This window comes from Nocardia sp. NPDC023852, assembly GCF_040639505.1.
Taxonomy (GTDB): Bacteria; Actinomycetota; Actinomycetes; order Mycobacteriales; family Mycobacteriaceae; genus Nocardia.
In genome coordinates, this window is the sequence record NZ_JBFAAB010000001.1 from 728,143 (window position 1) to 750,020 (window position 21,878).

25 protein-coding genes are annotated in these 21,878 nt (G+C 67.8%); 9 read left to right on the top strand and 16 right to left on the bottom strand.

Going from position 1 to position 21,878, the window contains the following annotated elements; all coding sequences use genetic code 11:
* Nucleotides 1-9 precede the first annotated feature (9 nt).
* Together AB0H00_RS03275 and AB0H00_RS03280 are read left to right on the top strand one after the other, a co-directional pair.
* Complete coding sequence (locus AB0H00_RS03275; protein ID WP_357259959.1) at nt 10-429, top strand: VOC family protein; 420 nt, start codon at nt 10-12, stop codon at nt 427-429.
* The gene (locus AB0H00_RS03280; RefSeq protein ID WP_357259962.1) at nt 429-995 is read left to right on the top strand and encodes a TetR/AcrR family transcriptional regulator; all 567 of its coding nucleotides are present in this window, start codon (nt 429-431) and stop codon (nt 993-995) included. The genes AB0H00_RS03275 and AB0H00_RS03280 overlap by 1 nt, the downstream gene beginning before the upstream one ends.
* Here the strand turns inward: AB0H00_RS03280 and AB0H00_RS03285 are convergent.
* The 3 genes from AB0H00_RS03285 to AB0H00_RS03295 all read right to left on the bottom strand — a co-directional run bounded on the left by AB0H00_RS03285 (nt 985) and on the right by AB0H00_RS03295 (nt 4,795).
* Complete coding sequence (locus tag AB0H00_RS03285) at nt 985-2,325, bottom strand: hypothetical protein (RefSeq protein WP_357259965.1); 1,341 nt, start codon at nt 2,323-2,325, stop codon at nt 985-987. The genes AB0H00_RS03280 and AB0H00_RS03285 overlap by 11 nt on opposite strands.
* A gap of 127 nt (nt 2,326-2,452) precedes the next feature.
* Entirely contained in the window at nt 2,453-3,670 is a 1,218-nt protein-coding gene (locus tag AB0H00_RS03290; protein WP_357259968.1) for an AI-2E family transporter, read from the bottom strand.
* Nucleotides 3,671-3,742: 72 nt separating this feature from the next.
* Complete coding sequence (locus AB0H00_RS03295) at nt 3,743-4,795, bottom strand: NAD(P)-dependent alcohol dehydrogenase (protein WP_357259971.1); 1,053 nt, start codon at nt 4,793-4,795, stop codon at nt 3,743-3,745.
* Between the two features lie 265 nt (nt 4,796-5,060).
* Between AB0H00_RS03295 and AB0H00_RS03300 the strand changes: the two genes are divergently transcribed.
* A complete protein-coding gene (locus tag AB0H00_RS03300; RefSeq protein ID WP_357259974.1) occupies nt 5,061-6,179 on the top strand; it encodes a trypsin-like peptidase domain-containing protein in 1,119 nt (372 codons plus the stop codon).
* Between the two features lie 9 nt (nt 6,180-6,188).
* Here AB0H00_RS03300 and AB0H00_RS03305 read toward each other — a convergent pair whose 3' ends face one another.
* The 3 genes from AB0H00_RS03305 to AB0H00_RS03315 all read right to left on the bottom strand — a co-directional run bounded on the left by AB0H00_RS03305 (nt 6,189) and on the right by AB0H00_RS03315 (nt 8,337).
* On the bottom strand, nt 6,189-6,755 hold the full coding sequence (locus AB0H00_RS03305) for a vitamin K epoxide reductase family protein (protein ID WP_357259977.1): 567 nt from the start codon (nt 6,753-6,755) through the stop codon (nt 6,189-6,191).
* The gene (locus AB0H00_RS03310; protein ID WP_357259980.1) at nt 6,752-7,528 is read right to left on the bottom strand and encodes a thioredoxin domain-containing protein; all 777 of its coding nucleotides are present in this window, start codon (nt 7,526-7,528) and stop codon (nt 6,752-6,754) included. The genes AB0H00_RS03305 and AB0H00_RS03310 overlap by 4 nt, the downstream gene beginning before the upstream one ends.
* Nucleotides 7,529-7,761: 233 nt before the next feature.
* The gene (locus tag AB0H00_RS03315; protein ID WP_357259983.1) at nt 7,762-8,337 is read right to left on the bottom strand and encodes a TetR-like C-terminal domain-containing protein; all 576 of its coding nucleotides are present in this window, start codon (nt 8,335-8,337) and stop codon (nt 7,762-7,764) included.
* 91 nt (nt 8,338-8,428) lie between these two features.
* Between AB0H00_RS03315 and AB0H00_RS03320 the strand changes: the two genes are divergently transcribed.
* Nucleotides 8,429-9,766: a carboxylesterase family protein gene (locus tag AB0H00_RS03320; RefSeq protein ID WP_357259986.1), complete on the top strand. Its 1,338-nt coding sequence runs from the start codon at nt 8,429-8,431 to the stop codon at nt 9,764-9,766.
* Between the two features lie 364 nt (nt 9,767-10,130).
* On the opposite strand, the gene AB0H00_RS03325 is transcribed toward AB0H00_RS03320, so the two are convergent.
* The 4 genes from AB0H00_RS03325 to AB0H00_RS03340 form a co-directional block, all read right to left on the bottom strand.
* Nucleotides 10,131-10,976, bottom strand: a complete 846-nt coding sequence (locus AB0H00_RS03325) for a polyphosphate kinase 2 family protein (RefSeq protein WP_357259989.1) — start codon at nt 10,974-10,976, stop codon at nt 10,131-10,133.
* Nucleotides 10,977-11,037: 61 nt separating this feature from the next.
* Nucleotides 11,038-11,748, bottom strand: a complete 711-nt coding sequence (locus AB0H00_RS03330; RefSeq protein ID WP_357259992.1) for an ESX secretion-associated protein EspG — start codon at nt 11,746-11,748, stop codon at nt 11,038-11,040.
* Between the two features lie 5 nt (nt 11,749-11,753).
* Nucleotides 11,754-12,407: a hypothetical protein gene (locus AB0H00_RS03335; RefSeq protein ID WP_357259995.1), complete on the bottom strand. Its 654-nt coding sequence runs from the start codon at nt 12,405-12,407 to the stop codon at nt 11,754-11,756.
* A 40-nt stretch (nt 12,408-12,447) separates the two neighbouring features.
* Nucleotides 12,448-12,840, bottom strand: a complete 393-nt coding sequence (locus tag AB0H00_RS03340; RefSeq protein WP_357259997.1) for a hypothetical protein — start codon at nt 12,838-12,840, stop codon at nt 12,448-12,450.
* Nucleotides 12,841-13,024: 184 nt separating this feature from the next.
* Here AB0H00_RS03340 and AB0H00_RS03345 point away from each other — a divergent pair, with 184 nt between their 5' ends.
* Nucleotides 13,025-13,753, top strand: a complete 729-nt coding sequence (locus AB0H00_RS03345) for a GntR family transcriptional regulator (RefSeq protein ID WP_357260000.1) — start codon at nt 13,025-13,027, stop codon at nt 13,751-13,753.
* Nucleotides 13,754-13,833: 80 nt separating this feature from the next.
* A complete protein-coding gene (locus AB0H00_RS03350) occupies nt 13,834-14,025 on the top strand; it encodes a hypothetical protein (RefSeq protein ID WP_357260002.1) in 192 nt (63 codons plus the stop codon).
* Nucleotides 14,026-14,101: 76 nt separating this feature from the next.
* Here the strand turns inward: AB0H00_RS03350 and deoC are convergent, their stop codons facing one another.
* Nucleotides 14,102-14,770 (bottom strand): deoxyribose-phosphate aldolase, encoded by a 669-nt coding sequence (gene deoC / locus AB0H00_RS03355; protein WP_357260005.1) that lies wholly within the window; start codon nt 14,768-14,770, stop codon nt 14,102-14,104.
* A gap of 155 nt (nt 14,771-14,925) precedes the next feature.
* Here deoC and AB0H00_RS03360 point away from each other — a divergent pair, with 155 nt between their 5' ends.
* Together AB0H00_RS03360 and purU are read left to right on the top strand one after the other, a co-directional pair.
* Nucleotides 14,926-15,489 (top strand): N-acetyltransferase, encoded by a 564-nt coding sequence (locus tag AB0H00_RS03360; RefSeq protein ID WP_357260008.1) that lies wholly within the window; start codon nt 14,926-14,928, stop codon nt 15,487-15,489.
* A 196-nt stretch (nt 15,490-15,685) separates the two neighbouring features.
* Nucleotides 15,686-16,576, top strand: coding sequence for a formyltetrahydrofolate deformylase (gene purU / locus AB0H00_RS03365; RefSeq protein ID WP_357260011.1), 891 nt, complete (start codon nt 15,686-15,688; stop codon nt 16,574-16,576).
* A gap of 23 nt (nt 16,577-16,599) precedes the next feature.
* On the opposite strand, the gene AB0H00_RS03370 is transcribed toward purU, so the two are convergent.
* The 5 genes from AB0H00_RS03370 to AB0H00_RS03390 all read right to left on the bottom strand — a co-directional run bounded on the left by AB0H00_RS03370 (nt 16,600) and on the right by AB0H00_RS03390 (nt 20,709).
* Nucleotides 16,600-17,643 carry an alpha/beta hydrolase gene (locus AB0H00_RS03370; protein ID WP_357260014.1) on the bottom strand — a complete coding sequence of 348 codons (1,044 nt, stop codon included), beginning with the start codon at nt 17,641-17,643 and terminating at the stop codon, nt 16,600-16,602.
* 93 nt (nt 17,644-17,736) lie between these two features.
* A complete protein-coding gene (locus AB0H00_RS03375; RefSeq protein WP_327110458.1) occupies nt 17,737-18,027 on the bottom strand; it encodes a DUF2516 family protein in 291 nt (96 codons plus the stop codon).
* Nucleotides 18,028-18,107: 80 nt separating this feature from the next.
* On the bottom strand, nt 18,108-18,767 hold the full coding sequence (locus tag AB0H00_RS03380) for a heparin-binding hemagglutinin (RefSeq protein ID WP_357260017.1): 660 nt from the start codon (nt 18,765-18,767) through the stop codon (nt 18,108-18,110).
* A complete protein-coding gene (locus tag AB0H00_RS03385) occupies nt 18,764-19,270 on the bottom strand; it encodes a helix-turn-helix transcriptional regulator (protein ID WP_357260020.1) in 507 nt (168 codons plus the stop codon). The genes AB0H00_RS03380 and AB0H00_RS03385 overlap by 4 nt, the downstream gene beginning before the upstream one ends.
* Before the next feature lie 104 nt (nt 19,271-19,374).
* Nucleotides 19,375-20,709 carry a DUF445 family protein gene (locus AB0H00_RS03390; protein ID WP_357260023.1) on the bottom strand — a complete coding sequence of 445 codons (1,335 nt, stop codon included), beginning with the start codon at nt 20,707-20,709 and terminating at the stop codon, nt 19,375-19,377.
* A 249-nt stretch (nt 20,710-20,958) separates the two neighbouring features.
* Between AB0H00_RS03390 and AB0H00_RS03395 the strand changes: the two genes are divergently transcribed.
* Nucleotides 20,959-21,627: a TetR/AcrR family transcriptional regulator gene (locus tag AB0H00_RS03395; protein WP_357260026.1), complete on the top strand. Its 669-nt coding sequence runs from the start codon at nt 20,959-20,961 to the stop codon at nt 21,625-21,627.
* Nucleotides 21,628-21,878: the final 251 nt, after the last annotated feature.

The window sequence follows — 21,878 nt, forward strand, 5'->3', positions numbered from 1 at the left end:
TATGCACGTATGGAAACCGACACCTGGCCGGACTCGCTGCGCGTCGCGCAGGTCCGTATCGCCCGCCCGACCGATCGGCTCGACGAGGTGGTGCGCTTCTATGTCGAGGGTCTCGGCCTGCGCGAGCTCTACCGATTCGAGAACCACGCGGGCTACGACGGGGTGATGCTCGGACTGCCTGGGACCGGATATCACCTGGAATTCACCACGCATGAGAACGGCAGCCCCGGCGATGCGCCGAGTGCGGAGAATCTCTTGGTGTTCTACTTCGACAGCGAGACCCACATGTACGACGTGGCGCAACGACTCGGCGAAGCCGGTGTCGAACCGGTGCCCGCGGAAAACCCCTTCTGGGCAGCCAACGGCGGCTTGACCTTTCCCGATCCGGACGGCTGGCGCGTCGTGCTGATGCCACGCCCGATCTTCTGATGGCGGGCCGGACCCGCGACGACCGGATCGACGCCGCGGTGCTGATCGCCGCGCGCGAGGAGCTCGATGAGGTCGGCTACGCCGACCTGTCCATCGGTCGGGTCGCCGCTCGCGCGGGCCTGCACCGCCCGGCGATCTACCGCAGGTGGCCGTCGAAGCGCCACCTGGTGATCGACGTGGTCGCCGACCTGCTCGGCCTGCAACCGACCCCGGACACCGGTGACCTGCGCGCCGACCTCACCCACGCTATGCGCAGTCTCATTGCCGCGCTGCGGGATACCTCGCTGCACCGGGTACTGCCCGCACTGGTCGCGGACTTGGCGGGGGACGCGCGGCTACGCGCCCACTTCCTGGCCACCATCTTCGAGCCGCGCAGGCAGACCACCGCGATCGCGCTGCGGTCGGCCGTCGAGCGGGGTGAGGTCGATCCGGGGATCGATCTGGACTTCGTGCTGGACGCGGTCGCCGCGCCGATCTACTACCGCGCGCTGTTCGGGCACCTGCCGCTGTCGGATGAACTCGCCGGGCAATCGGTCGAGGTGGTGCTGCGCGCGATCACCCGTTGAGAGAGGGTAGCGAGGTGAGCGTCGCGAGCACGTCGGTAGCGGCCTCGGCTACCGAGTCGGGCTCGGCCGAGGCCAGCGTTGCGGCGGCAGCGGCGCGGAAATCGGTGAACAGCGCGACGCAGGCCGCGGCGGCGGCGCGGTCGGCCGGGCTGAGTTCGGCGTCGTCCTCGGCGGCGGACTGCCATGCGGCGGTGGCGATCACCTCATGCAGCCAGTTGAGCAAGCCGAGTCGCAACGGCTGCGGTCCGGTGAGCCAGCGGGATGCGCTGGCGTGCATTACGTCGGTGCGCTCGTGCAGCATGGCGCCGAGCACGACGACCGCGGCGGGCGCGGTGACGGAGTAGATCGAACCCTGATGCAGGACAGTGGAATACAGGAACTCGATGCCGCGTGACTGATCATCGGTGTGGGGACTGATCAAGTCGGCGAGCAGTTCGGGCGCGTCGGACGCGGAACCGTAGGCGTGCTCCAGCCCAGCCCAGTCGGTCTCACACAGCACGGTCGCGGCGCGCTCCCAGTAGATCGGCGCGATGGCGGCGGCCGCCCGTGCTCGGGCTTCGGCGTCGGTCGAATCGAGTGCGCGCTGGAAGGCGGCCAGCGCCGCGGCGGTGTCGCCGAGCCTGCTGCTGAGCAGCCCGACGTCGCAGCTGGCCCCAGCGGACACGGCGGGATCGCCCGATTCGACCAGGTGGCGGCTGACGTCCCTGGCTCCGGCCAGATCGCCGGCTTCGCTCAAGTGCTGGACGAGATCGCGCGCCACCACGACTGCCTGCTCTGCGGGCCAACGATCGATGGCGGTGCGGTAGGCGATCTTCACACCGTCCAGGTCGTCCTCGTTGCGCAACAGGTAGGCCAGATTGGACAAGGCGAGCCGGGTGATCTCGCCGGGGCCGAAGGCCATCGCATGTCCGTAGGCCGCCCGCGCCGCACCAGAATCTCCCCGCTGGGCCAGCGAATAGCCGAGATTGATCCACGCGCGGGGCGCCGCGTCCGGATGCCCGGACTCAGCGGCGAGCTGGTACGCCGCTTCCGCGGCGGCGATATCGCCGCGCTCGGCAAGCAACACGGCGAGGTTGTACGCCGCGCGCGCCGCCGCCTCGGAATGACCGGAATCGACGGCCACCCGGTAGGCCGCCTCGGCCCCCGGCTTGTCGCCCGCCGCGCTGAGTAAGTCACCCAACTCCACGGCGGCCAGCGGCGCCCAGTTCGGATGCCCGGAAGCGACAGCGGCGTGGAACGCCTCGCGCGCGGCTGCCACGTCGTTGCGCCTGCGGTGCATCTTGCCGAGGTCGAAGGCCAGATCCGGCGGCCGCTTCAGCATTGTTCCCATCCAGCCTCGGCACCATAGGGTGCGAATCGTCTCCGAAGAGTTCTACCCGGGAGGCGAGCCCATGGCCAGCGGTGGCGACATGCCGGACGCGGCGGTCATGTTCGCACGTGGTGATCCACCCACAGCCTCACCGTGCGGGCGGTTTGCCGCTGCCGGAGAAGCGAATACTCAACTTTCTCGTCCATTTTCGTGGCTGCTTGGGTTCCGGCGGATTGATGTCGAGGCCCGGCTGGACGTCGTAGCGGCGGATATACGCGCTGGAGAACGCCTGGACCGTCGCGGTCACCGGAATGGCGAGCAGCGCGCCGGTCGGGCCGAGTACCGCCGCGCCGGCCAGTACCGCGCCGAACGTGACGGCCGGGTGCATGTCCAGCGTGGTCGCGGTGATGCGCGGTTGCAGCACATAGTTTTCGAACTGTTGATAGAGCACGATGAAGCCGAGAATCCACAGCGCGGTGCTCGGGCCGTGCACCAGCGCGACGATCACCGGAAGCGCACCCGCGAGATAGGTGCCGACCGTGGGGATCAGCTGCGAGACCACACCGACCCAGAGTGCGAGCGCGAAGGCGGAGGGAATGTCCAACACGCGCAGCGCGGCGTAGTGGGCGAGCGTCGAGATGAGCGCGAGCAGGCCGCGCGAGAAGATGTAGCCGCCGGTCTTCGCCACCGCGATGTCCCAGGCACGCAACACATGTCGTTGTCGCCTCGGCGGCAGCAGCGAGCAGACGGCGTGACGGAAGCGGGGGCCGTCGGCGGCGAAGTAGTAGGTGAACAGCAGGATGCCGAGGCCCTGGAAGACGGCGCCGATCGCGGCGGTGCCGATACCCCATACGTTGCCTGCCAACCCGGTCAGGTAGCCCTCCAGGTTGGAGCTCCAGTCGGTGGCGTACTTCTGGATATCCGTACTGGACATGTCGGTCTTGAAGGTGCGGTTGACCCAGTCCACGGCCCGGTCGGCATAGTCGGGCGCATTTCGCACCAGCGTGGTGGCCTGGTCGATCAGCAGGTTACCCAGTGTCCACCCGAAGGCGACGACGAGGGCGGTCACGGCGAGGAACACCAATCCGGTGGCGGGACCTCGGCGCATGCCGCGTTGGGCCAGCCAGTTCACGGCGGGCTCGATAGCGAAGGCGAGGAACAGCGAGACGAGCAGAACCGTCAGCAGGCCCTGCAATTTCTGGAGTACCCAGAATCCCGCCACCAGCCCGGCGACCGTCGCCGCGGCGAGCAGGAACGCACGCAGCAACCACGGCGGTGGACTCGAGCTCGCCGCAGCGGCAACCACCGCCTTGTCGGCGGACGCGCCGCCGTGTCGTGTCGTTTCGTCCTTTTCCTCCGCAGACACAAGGCCAACGTACCTATGCCGGGACCGGTTCGTTCGCCGACACCGCCTGCCCGCACCGGTCCGCGACGCGGGTCACATGGTCGCGATGTCGATGACGAACCGGTAGCGCACGTCGCTGGCCACAACGCGGTCGTAGGCTCCGTCGATCTCGTCGGCGGAGATCAGTTCGATTTCGGCGCCGATGCCGTGCTCGGCACAGAAGGTCAGCATTTCCTGGGTCTGCGCGATGCCGCCGATCATCGAGCCCGACAGTGAGCGCCGATATCCGGTGAGGGCGAACGGCTTGACGGTCAACGGGTGCTCGGGGAGGCCGAGGATCACCAGGGTGCCGTCCAGGTTGAGCAGTCGCAGGTAGTCGTCCAGCGGGAGGTTCGCCGAGACGGTGTTCAGAATGAGGTCGAACCGGCCGCGCAGGTCGCGGAAGGTCTGCTTGTCACTGGTCGCGTAGTAGCCGCTCGCGCCGAAAAGCTTGCCGTCGTCCTGCTTGCTCAGCGAATGGCTGAGCACGGTGACCTCGGCGCCCATCGCTGCCGCGATCTTCACGCCGACGTGACCGAGCCCGCCCATACCGACGATGGCGACCTTCTTGCCCGGCCCGGCGCCCCAGTGCCGCAGTGGCGAGTACAGCGTGACGCCGGCGCACAGCAGCGGCGCTGCGACATCGAGGTCGATGCCCTCCGGGATCTGGACGACGAAGTGCTCGGTCACCACGACCTGCGTCGAGTAACCGCCGAGGGTGTTCCCGCCGGGCTGCACCGCCGGGTCGACCGGGGTGTTGTAGGTCATCGTCGCGCCTGCGGTGCAGTACTGCTCCTCGTCGGCGAGGCAGGGCGCGCAGACACCGCACGAGTCGACCATGCACCCCACACCAACGCGGTCACCGACCTGGTGTTCGGTCACCGCGGACCCGACCGCCGCGACCAGGCCCGCGATTTCGTGTCCCGGCACGCAGGGGTACTTGGCGCCGCCCCATTCGTCGCGCGCCGTATGGATGTCGGAGTGGCAGATGCCCGCGAACTTGATGTCGATCAGCACATCGCGCGGACCCAGGTCCCTGCGCTCGATCGAGACCTTCTCGAAGAGGCCATCGGGTGCGGGCAGGGCGTAGGCGGCAGCTGTACTCATGACTCCACCTCGCTGGCGCTGGGCTCCGCTATGACCACCGGGGTGGCGGTGCTGATTGTTCGCTCGCCGCGCTCGCTCATGAATACATGCCTACCGTCGCATGGGCGTCGTTGCCAACCACGGACACGGAAGAGGCAGGTCGGGGGCCCGGTGGTGGCAGTCTGCCGGCGGCGCGGACCGGACCTTCCCTCGTGTTTCCCGATCTTCGGCGAAGAGATGCGGCCACAATGGAATTGGTCAGCGGTTCAGCCGAAGCGGGAGAACCATGGACGAGGAACGGCAGCACATGACCCGGCGCCCGTCGGGCCGCGGCCGCGCACTGGTGATGATCGTCACCCTCGTGCTCGCCGTGACCGCTTTCCTCGGGTATCGGGGCGAGCTGCCGAGTCGTACCTGGTCCTACCCTTCCGAGATCGCCACCCCGATCACCCTGGGCCCGCGCGCGCCGCTCGATCAGATGTTCGCCGAGGCGGCAGTAGGGTCGGCGCTGGTCAACATCAACGCGTCCACCAAGACCTCCGGGCTCGACGCGGCCGGGTCCGGCATCGTGCTCACCGCCGACGGAGAGGTGCTCACCAGCCACCACGTGATCAAGGGTGCGGAAACTGTGACTGTCACCGACGTCGGCAACGGAACGGTCTACGACGCCGCGGTGCTCGGGTACGACTCCGGTGCCGACATCGCGCTGCTCGGCCTCTCCGCCGCGTCGCCGCTGAGGATCGCCACTATCGGCAGCTCGGCCGGCCTGCGTGTGCGGGACGAGGTGATGGCGATCGGCAACGCAGGTGGGGCAGGCGGCACCCCGACCGCGGTTCAAGGCCACATCACCGACCTGGACAGCGCGATCGTGGCGGTCAACTCCGTCGATCTGTCGCGGAAACCGCTCAGTGGAATGCTCGAGGTCTCTGCGGCGGTGACCTCTGGCCAGTCCGGCGGAGCATTGGTCGACCGGCGGGGGGATGTGGTCGGGGTCATCGCGGCGGCGTCGGGTGCGTCTGCGCGCGCGGACACCGGACCACCGACCGGCTACGCGGTGCCGATCGATACGGCCATGCGAGTGGTCCGCCAGATCCGTTCCGGCATCCCGACCGACACCGTGCACATCGGCCCCACGGCCACCCTCGGCGTGATCACCTCGAACGCGCTGCCCACCGGCACAGGCGCCCGAGTGGATGCCGCGATCTACGGCATGCCGGCCCATTCCGCGGGACTCGGCACCGGCGACGTGATCACCTCGGTCGACGACCGCGTGATCACCAGCGCGAAATCCTTGCGCGCGGCGCTGAACACGCGCAGACCGAACGACACCGTGCGGCTGGCCGTCACCGGCGCGGGCGGACAGCGCACGGTGGCGGTGGTGCTGACCGTGGGCCCGCCGAACTGATCCGCCGTCTCAGACCAGGGACAGCCAGTAGTCCTGGAAGCGCAGGAACACCAGCAGCAAGACGACCGCGTAGAACAGTGCGACGATGGTCCAGCGCCACTCGACAAGTACGCCGAGCGGGCCGGGGGAACGCCCCCACAGCTGGTCGGTGATCACCGCGAGCAGCGGCGTGATGATCGCCCACACGACGAGGCAGTACGGGCACAGCGCGTTGATCCGGTAGAGGCTTTCGAAGATCAGCCAGCAGATGAAGCCGACGCCGAACACGGTACCCAGCCAGAGTCCGCCCCAGATCCAGCGCGGGAAGCCCACGCCGGCGACTGCGAGCGCGCCCAGGGTGACCACGACGGAGAAGCCGACGACGCCGATGAGCGGGTTGGGGAACCCGAACACGGCGGCCTGGTCGGTCACCATCACCGACCCACAGGACAGGATCGGGTTGATGCTGCACGACGGGGTGTAGCCGGGGTCGGTGAAGAGCTTGAACCGTTCGACCGTGAGCGCCACCGCGGCCAGCCAACCCGCGAGTCCGCCGATCAGCAGGATCCACGCGGCCCGTGGCCCGGCGGTGATCACTGGGCCGCGGCGGCAATCGTGGGCGCGAGGCCGCCGGGGGCGAAGATCTCCTGGCTCGACTGGATCTGCTTGCCGTTGACGAAGATCGACGGGGTCGACTGGATGCCGCTTTCCAGCACGTCCTTGGTGCGGGCCTGGATGTACTTGTCGTACTTGCGTTCGGTGATGCACTCGGCGACCGCGTCGTCGGTGTAGCCGGCGTCCTTGGCGATCTGGATCAGCTTGTCGTCGGGCAGACCGCTGCCGCCCTCCGCGGGCTGTTGGGCGAACATCGCGGCCAGCCATGCCTGGTACTTCGTGGGGTCGGACTCGGCGACGCAGTAGGAGGCGTTCGCCGCGCGCGAGGAGTACTGGGTGGTGGAGGCTTTGTCCAGGAATGCGATGATGTTGTACTCGACCTTGGCTGTGCCGTTGTTCACCGCGTCCGCGAGCACCTGGGTGTTGGCCGCCTCGAAGGCTTTGCAGGCGGGGCACTGTAGGTCGGCGATGACGCGAACGGTCACCTTCGCGTCCGGCTTGCCGATCCGGACGGCGCCGTTGTCGGTGATCGAGCCGGGGGTGCCGCCGGCATTCATGCTCCCGGTCGCGGCGATGGACGGCGTGGGACCGGGATCGTCCTTGCGGGCCTTCTTCACGGCGATGCCGATGCCGATCGCCGCGACGAGCCCGACGAGCACGGCGGCGACGGCTACCTGAATGAAGATCTTGCGATTGCGGTCGGCGCGTTCCGCCGCCAGCAGCGGGTTCGTCTTCCCACCCGGGTTCTTGCTCACCGTGCGCTCACCACGCCTTTCGCTCGCCTGCCGGTTCCTGCCGCCACGATGGTAGATCCTCCGAACACGTCCTCGCGTGATCGGGCCACGGTCCACATCATCGCGGGTGAACCTGAGAGATTCCGAAATGCCGGGCGCGGATACGCGCCCAGTGTCGGTCGGGGCGGAGGATATCGGTCGCCCCGCCGCGATTTCGGTTATCGGCGAAATGCCGGTCATCGGTGTGTTGCCGGTCAGCGCGGGGTGATCCCGGCGAGGACGAGATCGACGGCAGTGTGCGCGAGATCGGCAGGCAGTGGACCGCCCAGCTGTGTGACGTGCAGATGCACCAGCCCACCGAGCGTGAGCATGGTCAGTCGCGGATCCACGGTCGCAGCCAGCTCGCCGCGGGCGATGCCGCGCCGGACGATCTCCTCGGACGCCGCCAGCCGCCGCGCCCAGAATTCGCGCCGCGCCGTTTCGGCATCCAGGTCGGTTTCGGCTATCACCGTGCCGCGGATCAGGGCCAAGCCGGACGCCGTCTGGGCGAAGCGGATCAGGTCGGTCATGAACGCCTCCAGGTCACCGCGCACCGCCCCGGTGTCGGGCAGCGGGATCTCTTCGGCCACCCGGGACAGCAGCGCGTCCAGCAGCAGTCGGGGCAGGGTCTTCCAGCGCCGGTAGATCGAGGTCTCGTGGACACCGGCGGCGGCGGCAACGTCGGCGACCCGCACGTTGCCGATGCCGACGGACTCGATGTGCGCGAGCGTCGCGTCGAGCACGGCTTTCCGCAGCCGCGCCCCGCGGATCTGCGGAGAGGGTTCGACCATGCGCGCAATTATCGCAAGCTCTCTTGCGTTGTGCGGGCCCAGCTCGTAGCGTGCTATCGCAAGTTGACTTGCGATAGAAGGCGAGAGTGGCATGCACGAAGTGGTAGCGCCCTCCGGGCACTGGCTGGGGGAAGTGGTAGGTGACGTCGCGGTGTTCCGCGGCATGGCGTACGCGCGGGCCGCGCGATTCGGTGCGCCGGAGCCGGTCGCACCGCACGACGGAGTGTTCGAGGCGCTCCGGCGGCACGCCGTCGCGCCGCAACTGCCCGGTCGACTCGAAGGGGTGATGGGGCGGGCGGAACCGCTGGACCAGTCGGAAGACTGTTTGGCGCTGACTGTGACCATGCCGGCGCGCGCCGAGCCCGGCAGCTGCCCAGTGCTGGTGTGGCTGCACGGCGGCGCCTATCTCGCCGGCAGTGGGCAGTGGAATTTGTACGACGCCGACCGGCTCGTGCGCGAGACCGGCATCGTGGTGGTCTCGGTGAGCTACCGCCTCGGTGCGCTCGGGTACCTTCGGGCGCCGGGCGTTTCGTCTGGAAACCTCGGTCTCCTGGATCAAATCGCGGCATTGCGCTGGGTGCGGGAGAACATTCGCGCGTTCGGTGGGGACACCGACCGGATCACGTTGTCGGGACAATCAGCGGGTGCGCAGTCGGTGCTGGCGCTGCTCGGTATCGAGGAGGCCAGGCCGCTGTTCGCGCGGGCGATCGTGCAGAGCGCGCCCTTCGGCGTCGGGTTCCAGAACCACCGACGGGCCGAGCGGGTGGGTGCGATGTTCCTGGCCGAGCTGGACGCCGACCCGCACACGGTATCGGTGCCCGATCTGCTTGCCGCGCAAGGCCGTACCGTCCGTCGGATGGCGGGGCCGGGCGCGCTGAACTCGGCGCCGCCCTTCCTGCCGGTCGCCGACGCGGGTCCGTTGCCCGACGAGCACTCATGGCAGAAGAATGTGCGCAGCGCCGCCGCTGATCTCCACATCGTGCTCGGGTGCACGGCGGAGGAGGCGCGGGCGTTCTACGACGGACCGCATCCGGTGTTCGCGCCGGTGCGGCAGGTACCGATGATCGGGACAAGGCTCACCTCCACCGCGCAGCGGGTCATCGGTCGCAAGGTTTTCGAGAACGGCATGTTCCGGTTCGCCGATCAGCTGGCCGACGCCGGGGCGGACGTCTTCTGCTATCGCCTCGAGCAGTTGCATCCGGCGAACCCGTACGGCGCCTGCCACTGCATCGACTTGCCGCTGCTGTTCGGGGACGGCACAGCCTGGCGCGACGCGGCGATGCTGAAACCACTCGCCCCCGCGGAGGTCGAGGCGCTCGGCGTTCGAATCCGTCGATACTGGGGCGAATTCGTGCACACCGGGCGGGTCGGCGCCGCGAACTGGCTGCCGTACCGGACCGGCTCACGCTTCATCCAGCAGTTGCCCTGAGCCGAGCCGACCGCGGTCCGCGCTCGATCCGGTTGCGGCGAGCACGCCACCCTCCTGGATTCGAGCACCGACGCCGGGGGTGTCCGTGCCGCGCGCACGCTGATCGACGAGGACCGATCGCCACTGATCGCCGTCACCGGCTCGAACGCCGCCGCGCCGCCGAACGCGCCCGGACCACGCTTCTGGCGCCGGCGTCGCGGGCGACGCACGCGCAGTCGCCGCGGCCGTCCGCCGCTCGGCCACGGCCAGCGCTGACACCGTCGCTCTCCAAACATCGCCGACGACCTCGATCCCGTCGCCTTATCCGCTTTGTCGCCGAGGAAGTCCGATCCTGGTCTCCCGACCAGAGGCGGCGCTGCGCGACTCAGGCCTGCGCTAGGCGCCGCCTCTGCTCCTCGACGTCGAATGTCGCCGGTGGCCAATCGAGCTCCAAGCGCTCGAGCGCCTCGATGAGCAGTTCGGTGACCGCGAGCCGTGAGTACCACTTGTGGTCGGCGGGCAGCACATGCCATGGCGCGTACGCGGTGGATGTGCGGTCCAACATTGTCTGGTAGGCCGCCTGATAAGCGGGCCAGAACGCGCGCTCGTCGATGTCGGCCGCGTTGAACTTCCAGTACTTGTCCGGGCGCTCCAGGCGCTCGGCGAGCCGCTTCTTCTGTTCGTCGAGTGAGACGAACATGGCGACCTTCACCAGCGTGACGCCCTCGTCCACCAGTTCACGCTCGAAAGCGTTGATCTCGTCGTAGCGCGGCTCCCACTCCGTCGACGGCACCAGGTTGTGTACCCGCACCACCAGCACGTCCTCGTAGTGCGAGCGATCGAACACCCCGAGCTGACCGGCACGCGGGAGCGCCTTGCGGATGCGCCACAGAAAGTGGTGGCGCTTCTCCTCCGGCGTCGGCACGCCGAACGCGGCGTGGTCGACACCCTGCGGGTCGACCGAGCCGATGACGTGCCGGACGATGCCGCCCTTGCCCGCGGTGTCCATACCCTGCAACACCAGCAGCACGCTGCGTTTATCTCCGGAGCGGCCGTTGGCGTAGAGCTTCTCCTGCAGATCCGACAGCACCAGGGCGCGCTTCGCGAGCAGCTCGGTGCCCGCCTTCTTGTCACCCACGAACCCCGGCCGTCCGGACGTGTCCAACTCGGCAATCCGCAACCCGTCGGCCTTCAAGGCATCGGAAGCCGCAACAGCCAAACGCTTCGCCATGCCTACACCTAACCACCGATTCCGACCATGATCCGCCGGAAGCGTGCCGCAGGCACGGCAATCAGATACAGGCCAAGTGTTGCAATTGAGTGGCGAAATCCTCATCGGAGACCGGGGCGAGGATGAGGTCGTGTGCGGTAGTCAGCATGTAGCGCCCATCCCCGCTGATATCCAGCCATGTGCGGTGGCGGGTCGGCGGCGACATGGGGTTGTCCGGTTTCACGGTGACGGTGATGAAGCCGCGGCCGTCGACTGGTTTGCGCAGGGTCTGGCGGAATCGGGCTGCGCCGCGGTGACCGTTGGTGGCGAACGGTTCCGTGCGGTCCGGGCCCAGCACCGCGTCCTGTGGCTCGCGCATCGGTCCAAGCCTGCCCGGCTGGGCGGACCCGATGATCTGCACCAGGCGTTCGCCCAGGGCACGTGCATGGCACATCAGCACGGTCACCTTGTCCGGGGTGGCGACCAGGATGCCCGCGTGGTTGTGCACCACCGCGGCGAAGGCAAGGATCCGTTCGGCGTCGTCCTCATTGCGCGGGAGGGTGGAGCGCTCGCCGGAGATGGTGATGGTGGTCGCGTCGGTGCGGGCGCAGACCATCAGCGCGGCGGCCAGGTCGGGGTCGGCTTGGCGGGCGAACCGTTGCGGCAGGCGTAGTGCGCGGTATTCCGATGCGGTGCGCACGGTGGCCGACGGGACCATGTTGATCGGATAGGGCCTCCGGTCCAGGCTTGTTTCGTTTGCCCAGACGTGCGTGAACTCGTCCGGGGTGAGCACCCATTTCACCGTGCGCCGCCTCCGCGGGCGGAGCCGGGATCGGGCCAGGCGCCTGCCGGCCCTTGCGGTCGGGGAAATTGCGGAACGCGGTCGCCGGAGGCAGGCATGGTCGGGGCGTAGACGTAGGTCATCGTGTCCCGGACATCCGCCTCGATGTCGGCTGCCGCACTGTCGTGATCCATCCTGCGTTTTCCGCCGTATACCGCCTCGGCGGCCGGGTCCTCCAGCGGCCGATACCGCTGCTGCGGCGGGATCGCACCCCGGAGCGTTTGAGCGGCATCGCCATTCAACTCCATAAGGCGCGCTATTGCGCGACATACATCTTGCGCCTCGGTGCCCGCACGCACGAATTCCCTTGTCGCGCGTACCGCGGCGTCGGCCGCACGGCCCGACCAGTGCGCGAATTCACGGTTGGTCGCGTCGGAGAACGCCTGGAACGCTTCGGCGATCGCGCGGGCGTTCGCCTGCCATGCCTCGGCAGTCCGGTTGAGCGCGGCCGGATCGAGCGCTTCGTGTACCAGCTCCCAGATCTGCTGGTGGGTGTAGGCGCCGAACAGTTCCCGATCCGGTGCGTATGCGGGATCGGTTGCTCCTTCGGTGAATCCGGCCAGTTCCTTCCGGATGTCGTCGGCGGCGGCACGAGCCACGGAGTCTGCCAATTCGTTCCCCCTCAGTCGATCCCGGCGCGGAGGTGCGTACTCACCTGGGCTCCAGGTAGTCGGTGATCAGTCGCAGGGCAGCCTGGTTCGCGGCCTCGGCTTCGGCAAGACGGTTGGCAGCCGCCAGATACGCGGCCTTGAACAACAGCGCCGTCTCCTGGAACGCCGCAAGCGTGTCCAGGTACTGCCTGCCTTTTTCTGCGAATCCGCGTGTGAGGCCATGCCCGGTCGGCAGATTCGGGAAGCCGGTCACGTCGGTGACGAGATGCCGCTCGGCCATGGCCCGATGCAGGTCGTCGACTAGTTTGTCGCATGCCGCGGCGAGGTTCTCGGCGACCGTGGTGTCCAGAGCGAAGGGCTCGTCGCCGCCTTCGCCGATGGCCGCCGCGTACAGCTTTCGAGCCGTCCCCTGCCCGGTGTCGGGTACCGCCATCTGGAAGCCCCCTTCCGTTCGGTCCTGTCCGTACCGCGCTGTCCTGGTTCGGCAACTCTATCGGTCGGTAGTGTCCCCGCGGGGTCGGCTCGGCGCGGGCTTGTGCGAGCTCCCGGTGCACGGACTTGCCGTTGTTACACTGGCACGTGGTCCGAGGGGCGGAGTCCGTGGCGGAAGGCGACCGGTGGCCGAAATCGACGAAGGGCTCCCGAAATATCTCCGGATCTCGGGGTATCTCCGTGAGCAGATCGAGCGCGGCGAGCTGGCTCCCGGCGCCGAAGTCCCCTCCGAGCGCGAGCTCGCCGCGCGCTGGAAGGTTGCCAGGCCCACTGCGGCCAAAGCGCTCAATGCCTTGCGGCAGCAGGGGATCGTGGAATCACACCGCGGATCGGGGACTTATGTGGTCGATCGGCCCGCGCTGATGCGGGAGCGGGCGCCGCGATACGGACCGTCCTTTGCCGAGGACCGGTCGGTGACCGTGCTGGAAGCGGCAGTCGTCGCCGGGTCGAGCGAGGTCAGCGATGTCCTCGGCCTGCCGCAGGGTAGTGCGGTGGTGACGCGAAAGCGGCTGAGCGCTAGCGATTCCGGTGCGTTGGAACTGGTGATCTCATGGTTCCCCGGCGGATTCGCCGAGTCCGCCGCCCTGCTGCTCGACGCGAAGCGGCTGCCCGGCGGAACGCTGCGCTATCTGGAATCCGTGATCGGTAGTAGCGTCGCGTTCGTGCGTGAGCGTGTCGGCGCGCGACTGGCCACGGCGGACGAGCGGCTTCACCTCGGTCTGTCGCGGCCCGCTGCGGTGCTGGTCCGGCACCGCACCGCGCACGACGTCGACGGAGTGGTGATCGAGTTCGACGAAGTGGTCCACCCGCCCGGACACTGGGCACTCCAGCGAGAGTATTACACCAGGTCATAGGCCGATTTCCGCCGTTGACACCCTCGAATCACAAGTGGCATAGTCCACCTGTCGGAAGAATCGAAGGGTGGGAGAGCGCGATGTCCGATCAGTTGACCATCGGTGGCTGGGTAATCGTAGGGGAACACTGCACCGTCCGACTGGTGCCATTACCTCGGGACAATTACCTGGCTTTCGTCTTCGAAAGCGGCGGAAACGAATTCGAACTCGCGCTGTCGCCGGCTATCCTCCACCGCATGGTCGCCCTCGGTGCCGCGCCCTCTACACCCTGACCCGGCCCGACGAGTGCCAAGTGGCTGCGGCGAACTGCGAGCAGCCCCGTCGTGGCGTGCTACTCGATGCGTGAATTCAGGCCGGAAAGCCGTCGAGCACCTCGTGAGACTTCGACAGACCCAATCGGGTCGCACCCGCCGCGATCATCTCGGCCGCCGCATCGGCGGTGCGGATGCCGCCGCTGGCCTTGACGCCGAGCCGCCCGCCGACTGTCTGCGCCATCAACCGCACCGCGTGCGCGCTGGCGCCACCCGCGGGGTGAAATCCCGTGGAGGTCTTCACGAAATCAGCTCCTGCGCGCTCGGCGACCCGGCACACCTCGATGATCATCTGGTCCGTCAGTGCCGCGGATTCGATGATCACCTTGAGCAGTGCCCGATCGCCCACCGCCTCGCGCACCGTGACGATATCGGCGAGCACCGCCGTGTAGTCACCGGCGCGCGCCGCGCCGACGTCGATCACCATGTCGACCTCGTCCGCGCCCTGGTCCACCGCGAGCCGCGCCTCGGCGCCCTTCACCAGCGAATGATGCTTGCCCGAAGGGAATCCGGTGACCGTCGCGATCGCCAGCCCCGGCGCGCGCACCGGAAGCATGGACGGCGACACGCAGATCGCGAACACGCCGAGCGCACGCGCGTCCTCGACCAGCGCGGCGACATCGGCGGTCGACGCCTCCGGAGCCAGCAGCGTGTGGTCGATCAGGCGGGCGACTTCGGCCCTGGTCAGCGACGCGGAACTTGCCATGGGGTGAGAGTCTGGCATACCGCGGCGAATTCCATTGCGCGCCTCCGCCGCTTCCCGCACACTCGTAACTGGTTGGCGATTCGTCGATAGTGACGCCCCGGTCGAGGCGACTAACGTGTGCGGATGAGCCCAACTTCGTTCGGGAGGAGACGACCGTGCTGATCCGTCGCGAACGCGCTGACGACGCTACTGCGATCGCGGCAGTGCACCGCAGCGCGTTCGCACCGCGATACGCGGACCGCGTCGGTGTCGGCGAGTCGCCGCCCGTGCCCGTCGACGACCGCAGCGCGGACCCGCCCGAGGTGGACCTGATCGCCCGCCTGCGCAGCGACGAGGGCTGGATCCCTACTCTCTCGATGGTGGCGATCGAGCACGACCTCGTGATCGGTCACCTATGCCTGACCAGGGCAGCGGTCGGCCCGTTTCCGGTACTGGCGCTCGGCCCGATCGGGGTACTCGCCGATCATCAGCGCGGCGGTGTCGGCTCAGCGCTCATGCACGCGGCCCTCGGCGCCGCCGACGCACTCGACGAGCCGTTGATCGGCGTGCTCGGCAGCCCGGAGTTCTACCCGCGCTTCGGCTTCGTCCCCGCGGCGCGGGTCGGTATCGCCCCTGACGAGCCCGCTTGGATCACCCACTTCCAGGTACGAGCGCTGTCTGCCTACGACGCGCAGATCGTCGGCGAATTCCGTTATGCGGGACCGTTTTACGAGCTCTGACCCTCGGCATCGTCCGGACATTCGGCGCATGCGCCGTTCGTCGCGCCGACTCCGGCGCAGGTAGAGAGCCTTGAATAGGTATCAAGGTGTTTGCCGACACACTCCGGCTTCCGAGCGTAGCGAGATCGGGCAATGCCCGCGCGGCCGAAGACACAGGCGCGGCAAATCCCACAGAGCCACCTGGGAGGATGAACTCATGAGTTCAGCTCCACCCGTCCAGGACGACCGCCGCTACGTGCTGACCCTGGGCTGCCCGGACCGTCCCGGGGTCATCGCAGGAATCACCTCGTTCATCGCCGAGTTCGGCGGGTCGATCGTGGAGGCGGGCTACCACTCCGACCCCGACACCGGCTGGTTCTTCACCCGGCAGGCGATCAGGGCCGCCACGGTGCCGTTCGGTCTCGGGGAACTGCGCGACCGGTTCGCCGGGGCTGCTGCCGGTCTCGGTCCGGAGACCGAATGGCAGCTGCTCGACTCCGTCGAGCGGCGTCGCGCCGTCCTGCTGGTCAGCAAGGATGGACACTGCTTGCACGATCTGCTCGGACGCGCCGCGAGCGGCGAGCTGCCCGCCACGATCGAGGCGGTGATCGGCAACCACCCGGATCTGGCGGCAATGGCCGAGGCGCACGGCGTGAAGTTCCATCATGTGCCGTTCCCCAGGGACCCGGCTGAGCGCGGGCCTGCGTTCGAGGAGGTGCGCGCGCTGGTGGACGCGCATGACCCGCACGCGGTGGTGCTCGCCCGCTTCATGCAGGTGCTGCCCGCCGAGTTGTGCGAGCACTGGGCGGGTAAGGCGATCAACATCCACCACAGCTTCCTGCCCTCGTTCGTCGGCGCCCGGCCGTATCACCAGGCGTTCGCCCGCGGTGTGAAGCTGATCGGTGCGACCTGCCACTATGTGACCCCGGAACTGGACGCGGGCCCGATCATCGAGCAGGACGTCATCCGCATCGATCACGCCGATGAGGTCCGCGACATGGTCCGTCAGGGTCGCGATATCGAGCGCGTCGTGCTGGCCCGTGGACTGCGCTGGCATCTGGAAGGACGCGTACTGGTCCATGGCCGCCGGACGGTCGTCTTTTCCTGAACGAAGCTCGTGGCCGGTCGCGGTCAGCCGGCGATGTCGGCCTGGGTGGGCTTTCGCACGGCCGCGAGTAGCCGCGCGAGTTCCTCGTTGAACCGTTCATAGGCCTCGACATTGCCGAGATGGCCGGTCGGTAGTACCTCGTAGCGCACGGAACTGCCGGTCGCTCTGAGCATTTCCACGATCCGCTGGGAGTGGACCGGCGGCGTCATATCGTCGAACTCGCCGGCGAGCACGGTGGTGGGCACCACCAAGAGGCGCGCCGACTCGCCGACGTCCATTGTGGCGAGCAGGAAGCCGAACTTCGAGCGCACCCACACGCGACACGAACGCACGATTGCCATGCTGAACTCCACCACGTCGCCCTTGGCCGCGGTGCTCATGATCTGGCGCGCGAACAGCCAGCGCATCGGCGCGATGGGCGGGAAGAACATCGGGGCGCCGAGGCCGAACCTGCCGAACAGGAACGGCAGCGGCACCTTCAGTTGCAGCAGTCGCAGTGGCCGGTTCAGCAGCGGAACGACGGTGGTCTCGAGGATCAGCCGGTCCGGCGCGGTGTTGGTCAGGAGCGCCGCGAGCGCTTGTTTCGAGACCCGGTCGGGGTAGCGTCCCGCCCACGCTTGCAAGGTCATGCCGCCGAGGCTGTGTCCGACGAGTACGGCCCGCTGGCCGGGCGCGAGCGCGGCATCGAGCACCGCGGCCAGATCGTCGGCCAGTAGGTCAATGCTCAGCTCGCTGGAGCCGTACTCGCTCTCGCCGTGACCGCGCTGGTCGTAGGCGATTACGCGGTAGTCGCCCGCGAAGGCGTTGATCTGCGGATTCCAGTATTCGAGGCAGCAGGTCCAGCCGTGGATCAACACGATGACCGTGCGGTCCGCCGGACCATAGGCGTGTACCCGGAGCCGGGCGCCGTCTCGGGTGCGAATGGGGATCACTTCGTGCGCGACGGTCGGCGGATTCAGCGCCGCGGTCTGGTACGTGCGGGAACGCAGGTCGGTACGGTGTGCGTCGCGCAGGTCCCGGAGCAGGCCCGGGAGGTTCGCCAACGCGGTCGGCAACATGGCACGCATCGGACACTCCTTTGTGTTACTGCCAGATACAGTAAACCCGATTCGCGCCACTTGCCAGTGCAAGCACCGGAGGAGTTCTCCGGAACTACGGTTCTACCAGCGCGGACCTCGCTGTACCTCGTCCACTCTCGGTCGCACGTCGGCCAGGTAGACCCCGGTGGCGATGATCGCGGCGAAGGAAAGCAGGCCGAGCCCCGCCGGTGAGAGGAGTAACACGAGCATGGCCACCCCCAGAATCGCCAGCCAGATCGGTTTGGTCAGTTTGTCCACCGCGGTGAATGCGTCCGGACGCTGACGCACGGCGTGGATCAGCGCGAAAATCGTCGCACCGAGCGCGGCCAGCCACAGCGCCAGCAGGATCATCCCGGTCAGTCCGTGCACCATGTTCACCCCCTCATGATAGAAGCAACGCCCCCGCACATCAGGGTGTGCGAGGGCGTTGGAACGGGATCGTCCGCGGGAATTCAGTCCGTCTTCGGCGCGGCCTTCTTCGCCGGAGCCTTCTTGGCCGCGGGGGCCTTCTTGGCTGGAGCCTTCTTCGGCGCGCCGTTCGCGGTGGGGCCGGGGGTGGACTCGGTGGTCACCTCGACGACCTCAGCCTCGACAACCGAGTCGTCCTCGGTGTCGGCCGTGGCCTTGCCGGGGCGGCCGAGCAGGCCGTTGACGCGCTCGAACACGTCCTCGGCGCGGCTCACCGCGTCGCCGTAGAGGGTCTCGACCTTGCCGATCCGGTCCTCCACCAGGTGGCTGGCGCGCACCCGCTCGACAGTCTCCTCGCCGCGCACGGCGAGGTCGGAGTAGATGTCGAGCACCTGGCGGTAGTACTTCTCGGCCAGCGCGCGCAGCTCCTCGGCGGTGAACTTCTCGCGCAGCTCGGCCAGGTCCTCCGGCAGCTCGGAAGGGAGGCCGGCGAGCCGCTCGCGCAGCGACTCGAACTGAGTCTGCACGTCGGCGGGCACGGTGGCGAAGCGCTCGCGCGCCTCCTCCACCCGAGCCTGTACTTCGCCCGCGGCCGCACGCTCGCGCACCTGCGCGACGACGTCGTTGACCGCGGCGTAGAGGGCGTCACCCGCGCCGACAGTGGCGAGGAGTGGCTTGGTCACGGTGGCGTTCTTCTCGGTCATGGTGTTTCGTTCTCCTGGCGTGGCGGAGTGTCGGTTGTCGTGAGCGGAACGTCGCTGTCCCATTCATCCCCCCTTGCCTCGTTTCCTCCGTTTTCCCGGCGAAACGATTCAAAGATTTCCAGCAGCACCTGCTTTTGCCGCTCGCTGATCGACGTGTCGGCAAGTAGGGCATCCCGGACCGGACTGTGCGGCCGCTGCTCGAGGTAGCCAGCCCGTACGTACAAGACCTCCGACGACACCCGCAGTGCCTTGGCGATCTGCGTGAGTACTTCGGCGGACGGATTGCGCAATCCGCGCTCGATCTGACTGAGGTACGGATTGCTCACCCCCGCCAGCTGGGCGAGTTGGCGTAGCGAAACTTGCGCGGCTTCTCGCTGCGCCCTGATGAATCCTCCGATGTCGTGCGCCGCGGTGGCTACGCGACCCCCTCGTTCTCCGGCGCCGGACGATCGCTCGTCCGAACTGCCGGTGTACTCGGCGGAAACCTCGGGCTGGTCTGCCATCACTCACCTTCTGGCGGTTGTACGGGTTCGATTCTAGGACAGCGTGCTAGCTATTGCAAGCACTCTGTTAGCACGTCATCGGCAGACGTCCGGTCGCTACGGGGTCAGCCGCCGAACATCAGATGGGAAGTCGTGTAGATCACCAGTCCGGCAAGCGAGCCGACCACTGTGCCGTTGATTCGGATGAATTGCAGATCCCGGCCGACCTGCAATTCGATCTTCTTGCTCGCTTCCTCTGCGTCCCACCTGGCGACCGTGTCGGTGACCAAGGTGCTGATTTCACCCGCATAGTTTTCCACCAAGTAGCGAGCGCCGCGATCGATCCAGCCGTCCACGTTCGCGCGCATGTCGGCATCGTCGCGCAACCGCTCACCGAGCTGTTGGACGTTCTCGGCGACCTTACGCCGCAGCGTGCTGTTCGGATCGTCGGCCGACTCCAGGATGAGGCGCTTGGCCGCACGCCAGGTGGCCTTGGCCATCCCCGTGATTTCCTCGCGGCCCATGATCTGGGCCTTGATCCGCTCCGCCTTCTTGATCATGGCATCGTCGTGTTGCAGGTCGTCGGCGAACTCCTCGAGGAACCGATTCGCCGCGAGGCGCACCTCGTGCTCCGGGTCGGCGCGGATTTTCCAGGTGAACTCGACGAGTTCCCGGTAGATCCGTTCAGAAAGCAGGATGTTGACGAATTTCGGTGCCCATTGCGGCGCGTCCCGCAAAACGATCCGGTCGATTGTCTCCTGCGAGCCGAGCGCCCACTGGTGCGCACGCTCGGCAAGCATGTCCAGCAGTGGCAGCTGGCGGTTGTCGGCGAGCAGCTCGGCGAGCACCCGCCCGATCGGCGGACCCCACAGTGGCTCGGCGATCCGCTTGACGATGGTGTGGTCGATGACCTGCTCCACGTCCTCGTCGCGCAGCACTCCGACCACCGCGCGCAGAATCGTGGAGCTCTCCTGCGCCACCCGGGCGGCGTGGTCGGGATCGGCCATCCAGCGCCCGACCCGCCAGGAGACCTGCGCGGAGTTCACCTTGGCCGAAACCACCTCCGGCGCCAGGAAGTTGGTGCCGACGAAGGTACCGAGGCTGGCGCCGAGCTGGTCTTTCTTCTTCCGGATGATCGCAGTGTGCGGGATGGGCAGGCCGAGCGGATGCCGGAACAGCGCGGTCACCGCGAACCAGTCCGCCAGCGCGCCGACCATGCCCGCCTCCGAGGCGGCCCGCAGGTAACCGACCCAGTCACCGCCCGCGCCACGCGATTCCGTCCACCGGCAGAACAGGTAGATCGCCGTGGCCAGCGCGAGCATGCCGGTGGCGAGAGCTTTCATCCGCCACAGGTCGCGACGTTTGGCCGCCTCGTCGAGCACGGCGGCGAAGCCGAGAGGGGCGGCGGCAGGTGCGGCGGTGGTGTCCAGAACCGCAGGTTCGCCGGGAGCTTTCTGCATGCCTTCCATTCTGCTGCGCCGAACGGGGCGGCGAGTTCGCGCGCAAATGTCGCGCGGCGAGTTCGGATCGTCGCGCCGAACGTGTGGTCCCTGCCGCATCCGGCTCCAAACGCGCATATCACCGGTTGCCTGGACCTAAGCTGGTAGCGGCCGGACCGGTTACGAAAGAGGGAGCCCACGCTGTCCACCGAAGACCTTGTCGACATCGGCGACCACGCCGAGCTACCGTCGGCGGTGCGCGGCGGCCGAATGGACGGCCGCAAGCGCCGGTGGCGGCAACACAAGATCGATCGTCGCGAGGAGCTCGTCGACGGTACGCTCGCTGCGGTCCGCGCCCGCGGCAGCAACGCGGGCATGGATGAGATCGCCGCCGAGATCGGCGTCTCCAAGACCGTGCTCTACCGCTACTTCTCCGACAAGAACGACTTGGTCCACGCGACCATGCAGCGGTTTATCGAGACCACGCTGATGCCGAAGGTGTACGGCGCGATCAGCCTGGAAGCCGACGAGTACCAGCTGGTCCGCTCGGCATTGGCCGAGTACGTCGGCACCGTCGACGAGGATCCCGAGGTCTACCGCTTCATCATGGGCAACGGTTCGGCCGACCAGTCTTCGCTCGCGGAGTTCGAGAAGCTGTTCGCCGAGGTGGTGTGCACGGTCATCACCGATCGCGCGCGGGAACGCGGCATCGGGACCGAGGGCGCGGCGCTGGCGTCGTATGTGCTGGTCGGCGGTATCCAGCTGGCGACGCATTGGTGGACGACGAACAAGTCGCTGGCTCGCGAGGACGTGATCGACTACCTGACCATGCTGGCCTGGAGCGCCATCGAGGGAATGGCACGCGCGGGCGGCTCGCCCGAGGTGTTCAACGCGCAGCCGCACGTGTTGCCGACCCCGGATTCGACCGCAGGGGCCTGACTCACCCGCCTCCGGGCTGTTCGCCCAGGTGCTAGCTGGACTGCTTGCTGAAGTTCACCTGCGCGTTCGACTTTGCTGAAACGTTGGCTAGTCTGAATCCCGAGCGGTGCGCCGAGTGCGCTGCGTCACGGCCCGCGCAGCAGCCGATGGCGGTCCTGCGCGTCCGTCGCTCCGAGCTGTATCGGATGGCGGTCTGCGCGGGACGCTACGTGGTTACGCAAGCTACCGCCTGCGCGTCCGTCGCTCCGAGC

Coding starts and splice junctions, on each gene's coding strand:
- AB0H00_RS03350 (WP_357260002.1), top strand. CDS start 13,834: ATGTCCGATCAGTTGACCATCGGTGGCTGGGTAATCGTAGGGGAACAC.
- AB0H00_RS03380 (WP_357260017.1), bottom strand. CDS start 18,767: ATGACCGAGAAGAACGCCACCGTGACCAAGCCACTCCTCGCCACTGTC.
- AB0H00_RS03315 (WP_357259983.1), bottom strand. CDS start 8,337: ATGGTCGAACCCTCTCCGCAGATCCGCGGGGCGCGGCTGCGGAAAGCC.
- AB0H00_RS03370 (WP_357260014.1), bottom strand. CDS start 17,643: ATGCGTGCCATGTTGCCGACCGCGTTGGCGAACCTCCCGGGCCTGCTC.
- AB0H00_RS03275 (WP_357259959.1), top strand. CDS start 10: ATGGAAACCGACACCTGGCCGGACTCGCTGCGCGTCGCGCAGGTCCGT.
- AB0H00_RS03395 (WP_357260026.1), top strand. CDS start 20,959: ATGGACGGCCGCAAGCGCCGGTGGCGGCAACACAAGATCGATCGTCGC.
- AB0H00_RS03390 (WP_357260023.1), bottom strand. CDS start 20,709: ATGCAGAAAGCTCCCGGCGAACCTGCGGTTCTGGACACCACCGCCGCA.
- AB0H00_RS03325 (WP_357259989.1), bottom strand. CDS start 10,976: ATGGCGAAGCGTTTGGCTGTTGCGGCTTCCGATGCCTTGAAGGCCGAC.
- AB0H00_RS03280 (WP_357259962.1), top strand. CDS start 429: ATGGCGGGCCGGACCCGCGACGACCGGATCGACGCCGCGGTGCTGATC.
- AB0H00_RS03285 (WP_357259965.1), bottom strand. CDS start 2,325: ATGGGAACAATGCTGAAGCGGCCGCCGGATCTGGCCTTCGACCTCGGC.
- AB0H00_RS03320 (WP_357259986.1), top strand. CDS start 8,429: ATGCACGAAGTGGTAGCGCCCTCCGGGCACTGGCTGGGGGAAGTGGTA.
- AB0H00_RS03340 (WP_357259997.1), bottom strand. CDS start 12,840: ATGGCGGTACCCGACACCGGGCAGGGGACGGCTCGAAAGCTGTACGCG.
- AB0H00_RS03375 (WP_327110458.1), bottom strand. CDS start 18,027: ATGGTGCACGGACTGACCGGGATGATCCTGCTGGCGCTGTGGCTGGCC.
- purU (WP_357260011.1), top strand. CDS start 15,686: ATGAGTTCAGCTCCACCCGTCCAGGACGACCGCCGCTACGTGCTGACC.
- AB0H00_RS03295 (WP_357259971.1), bottom strand. CDS start 4,795: ATGAGTACAGCTGCCGCCTACGCCCTGCCCGCACCCGATGGCCTCTTC.
- deoC (WP_357260005.1), bottom strand. CDS start 14,770: ATGGCAAGTTCCGCGTCGCTGACCAGGGCCGAAGTCGCCCGCCTGATC.
- AB0H00_RS03300 (WP_357259974.1), top strand. CDS start 5,061: ATGGACGAGGAACGGCAGCACATGACCCGGCGCCCGTCGGGCCGCGGC.
- AB0H00_RS03385 (WP_357260020.1), bottom strand. CDS start 19,270: ATGGCAGACCAGCCCGAGGTTTCCGCCGAGTACACCGGCAGTTCGGAC.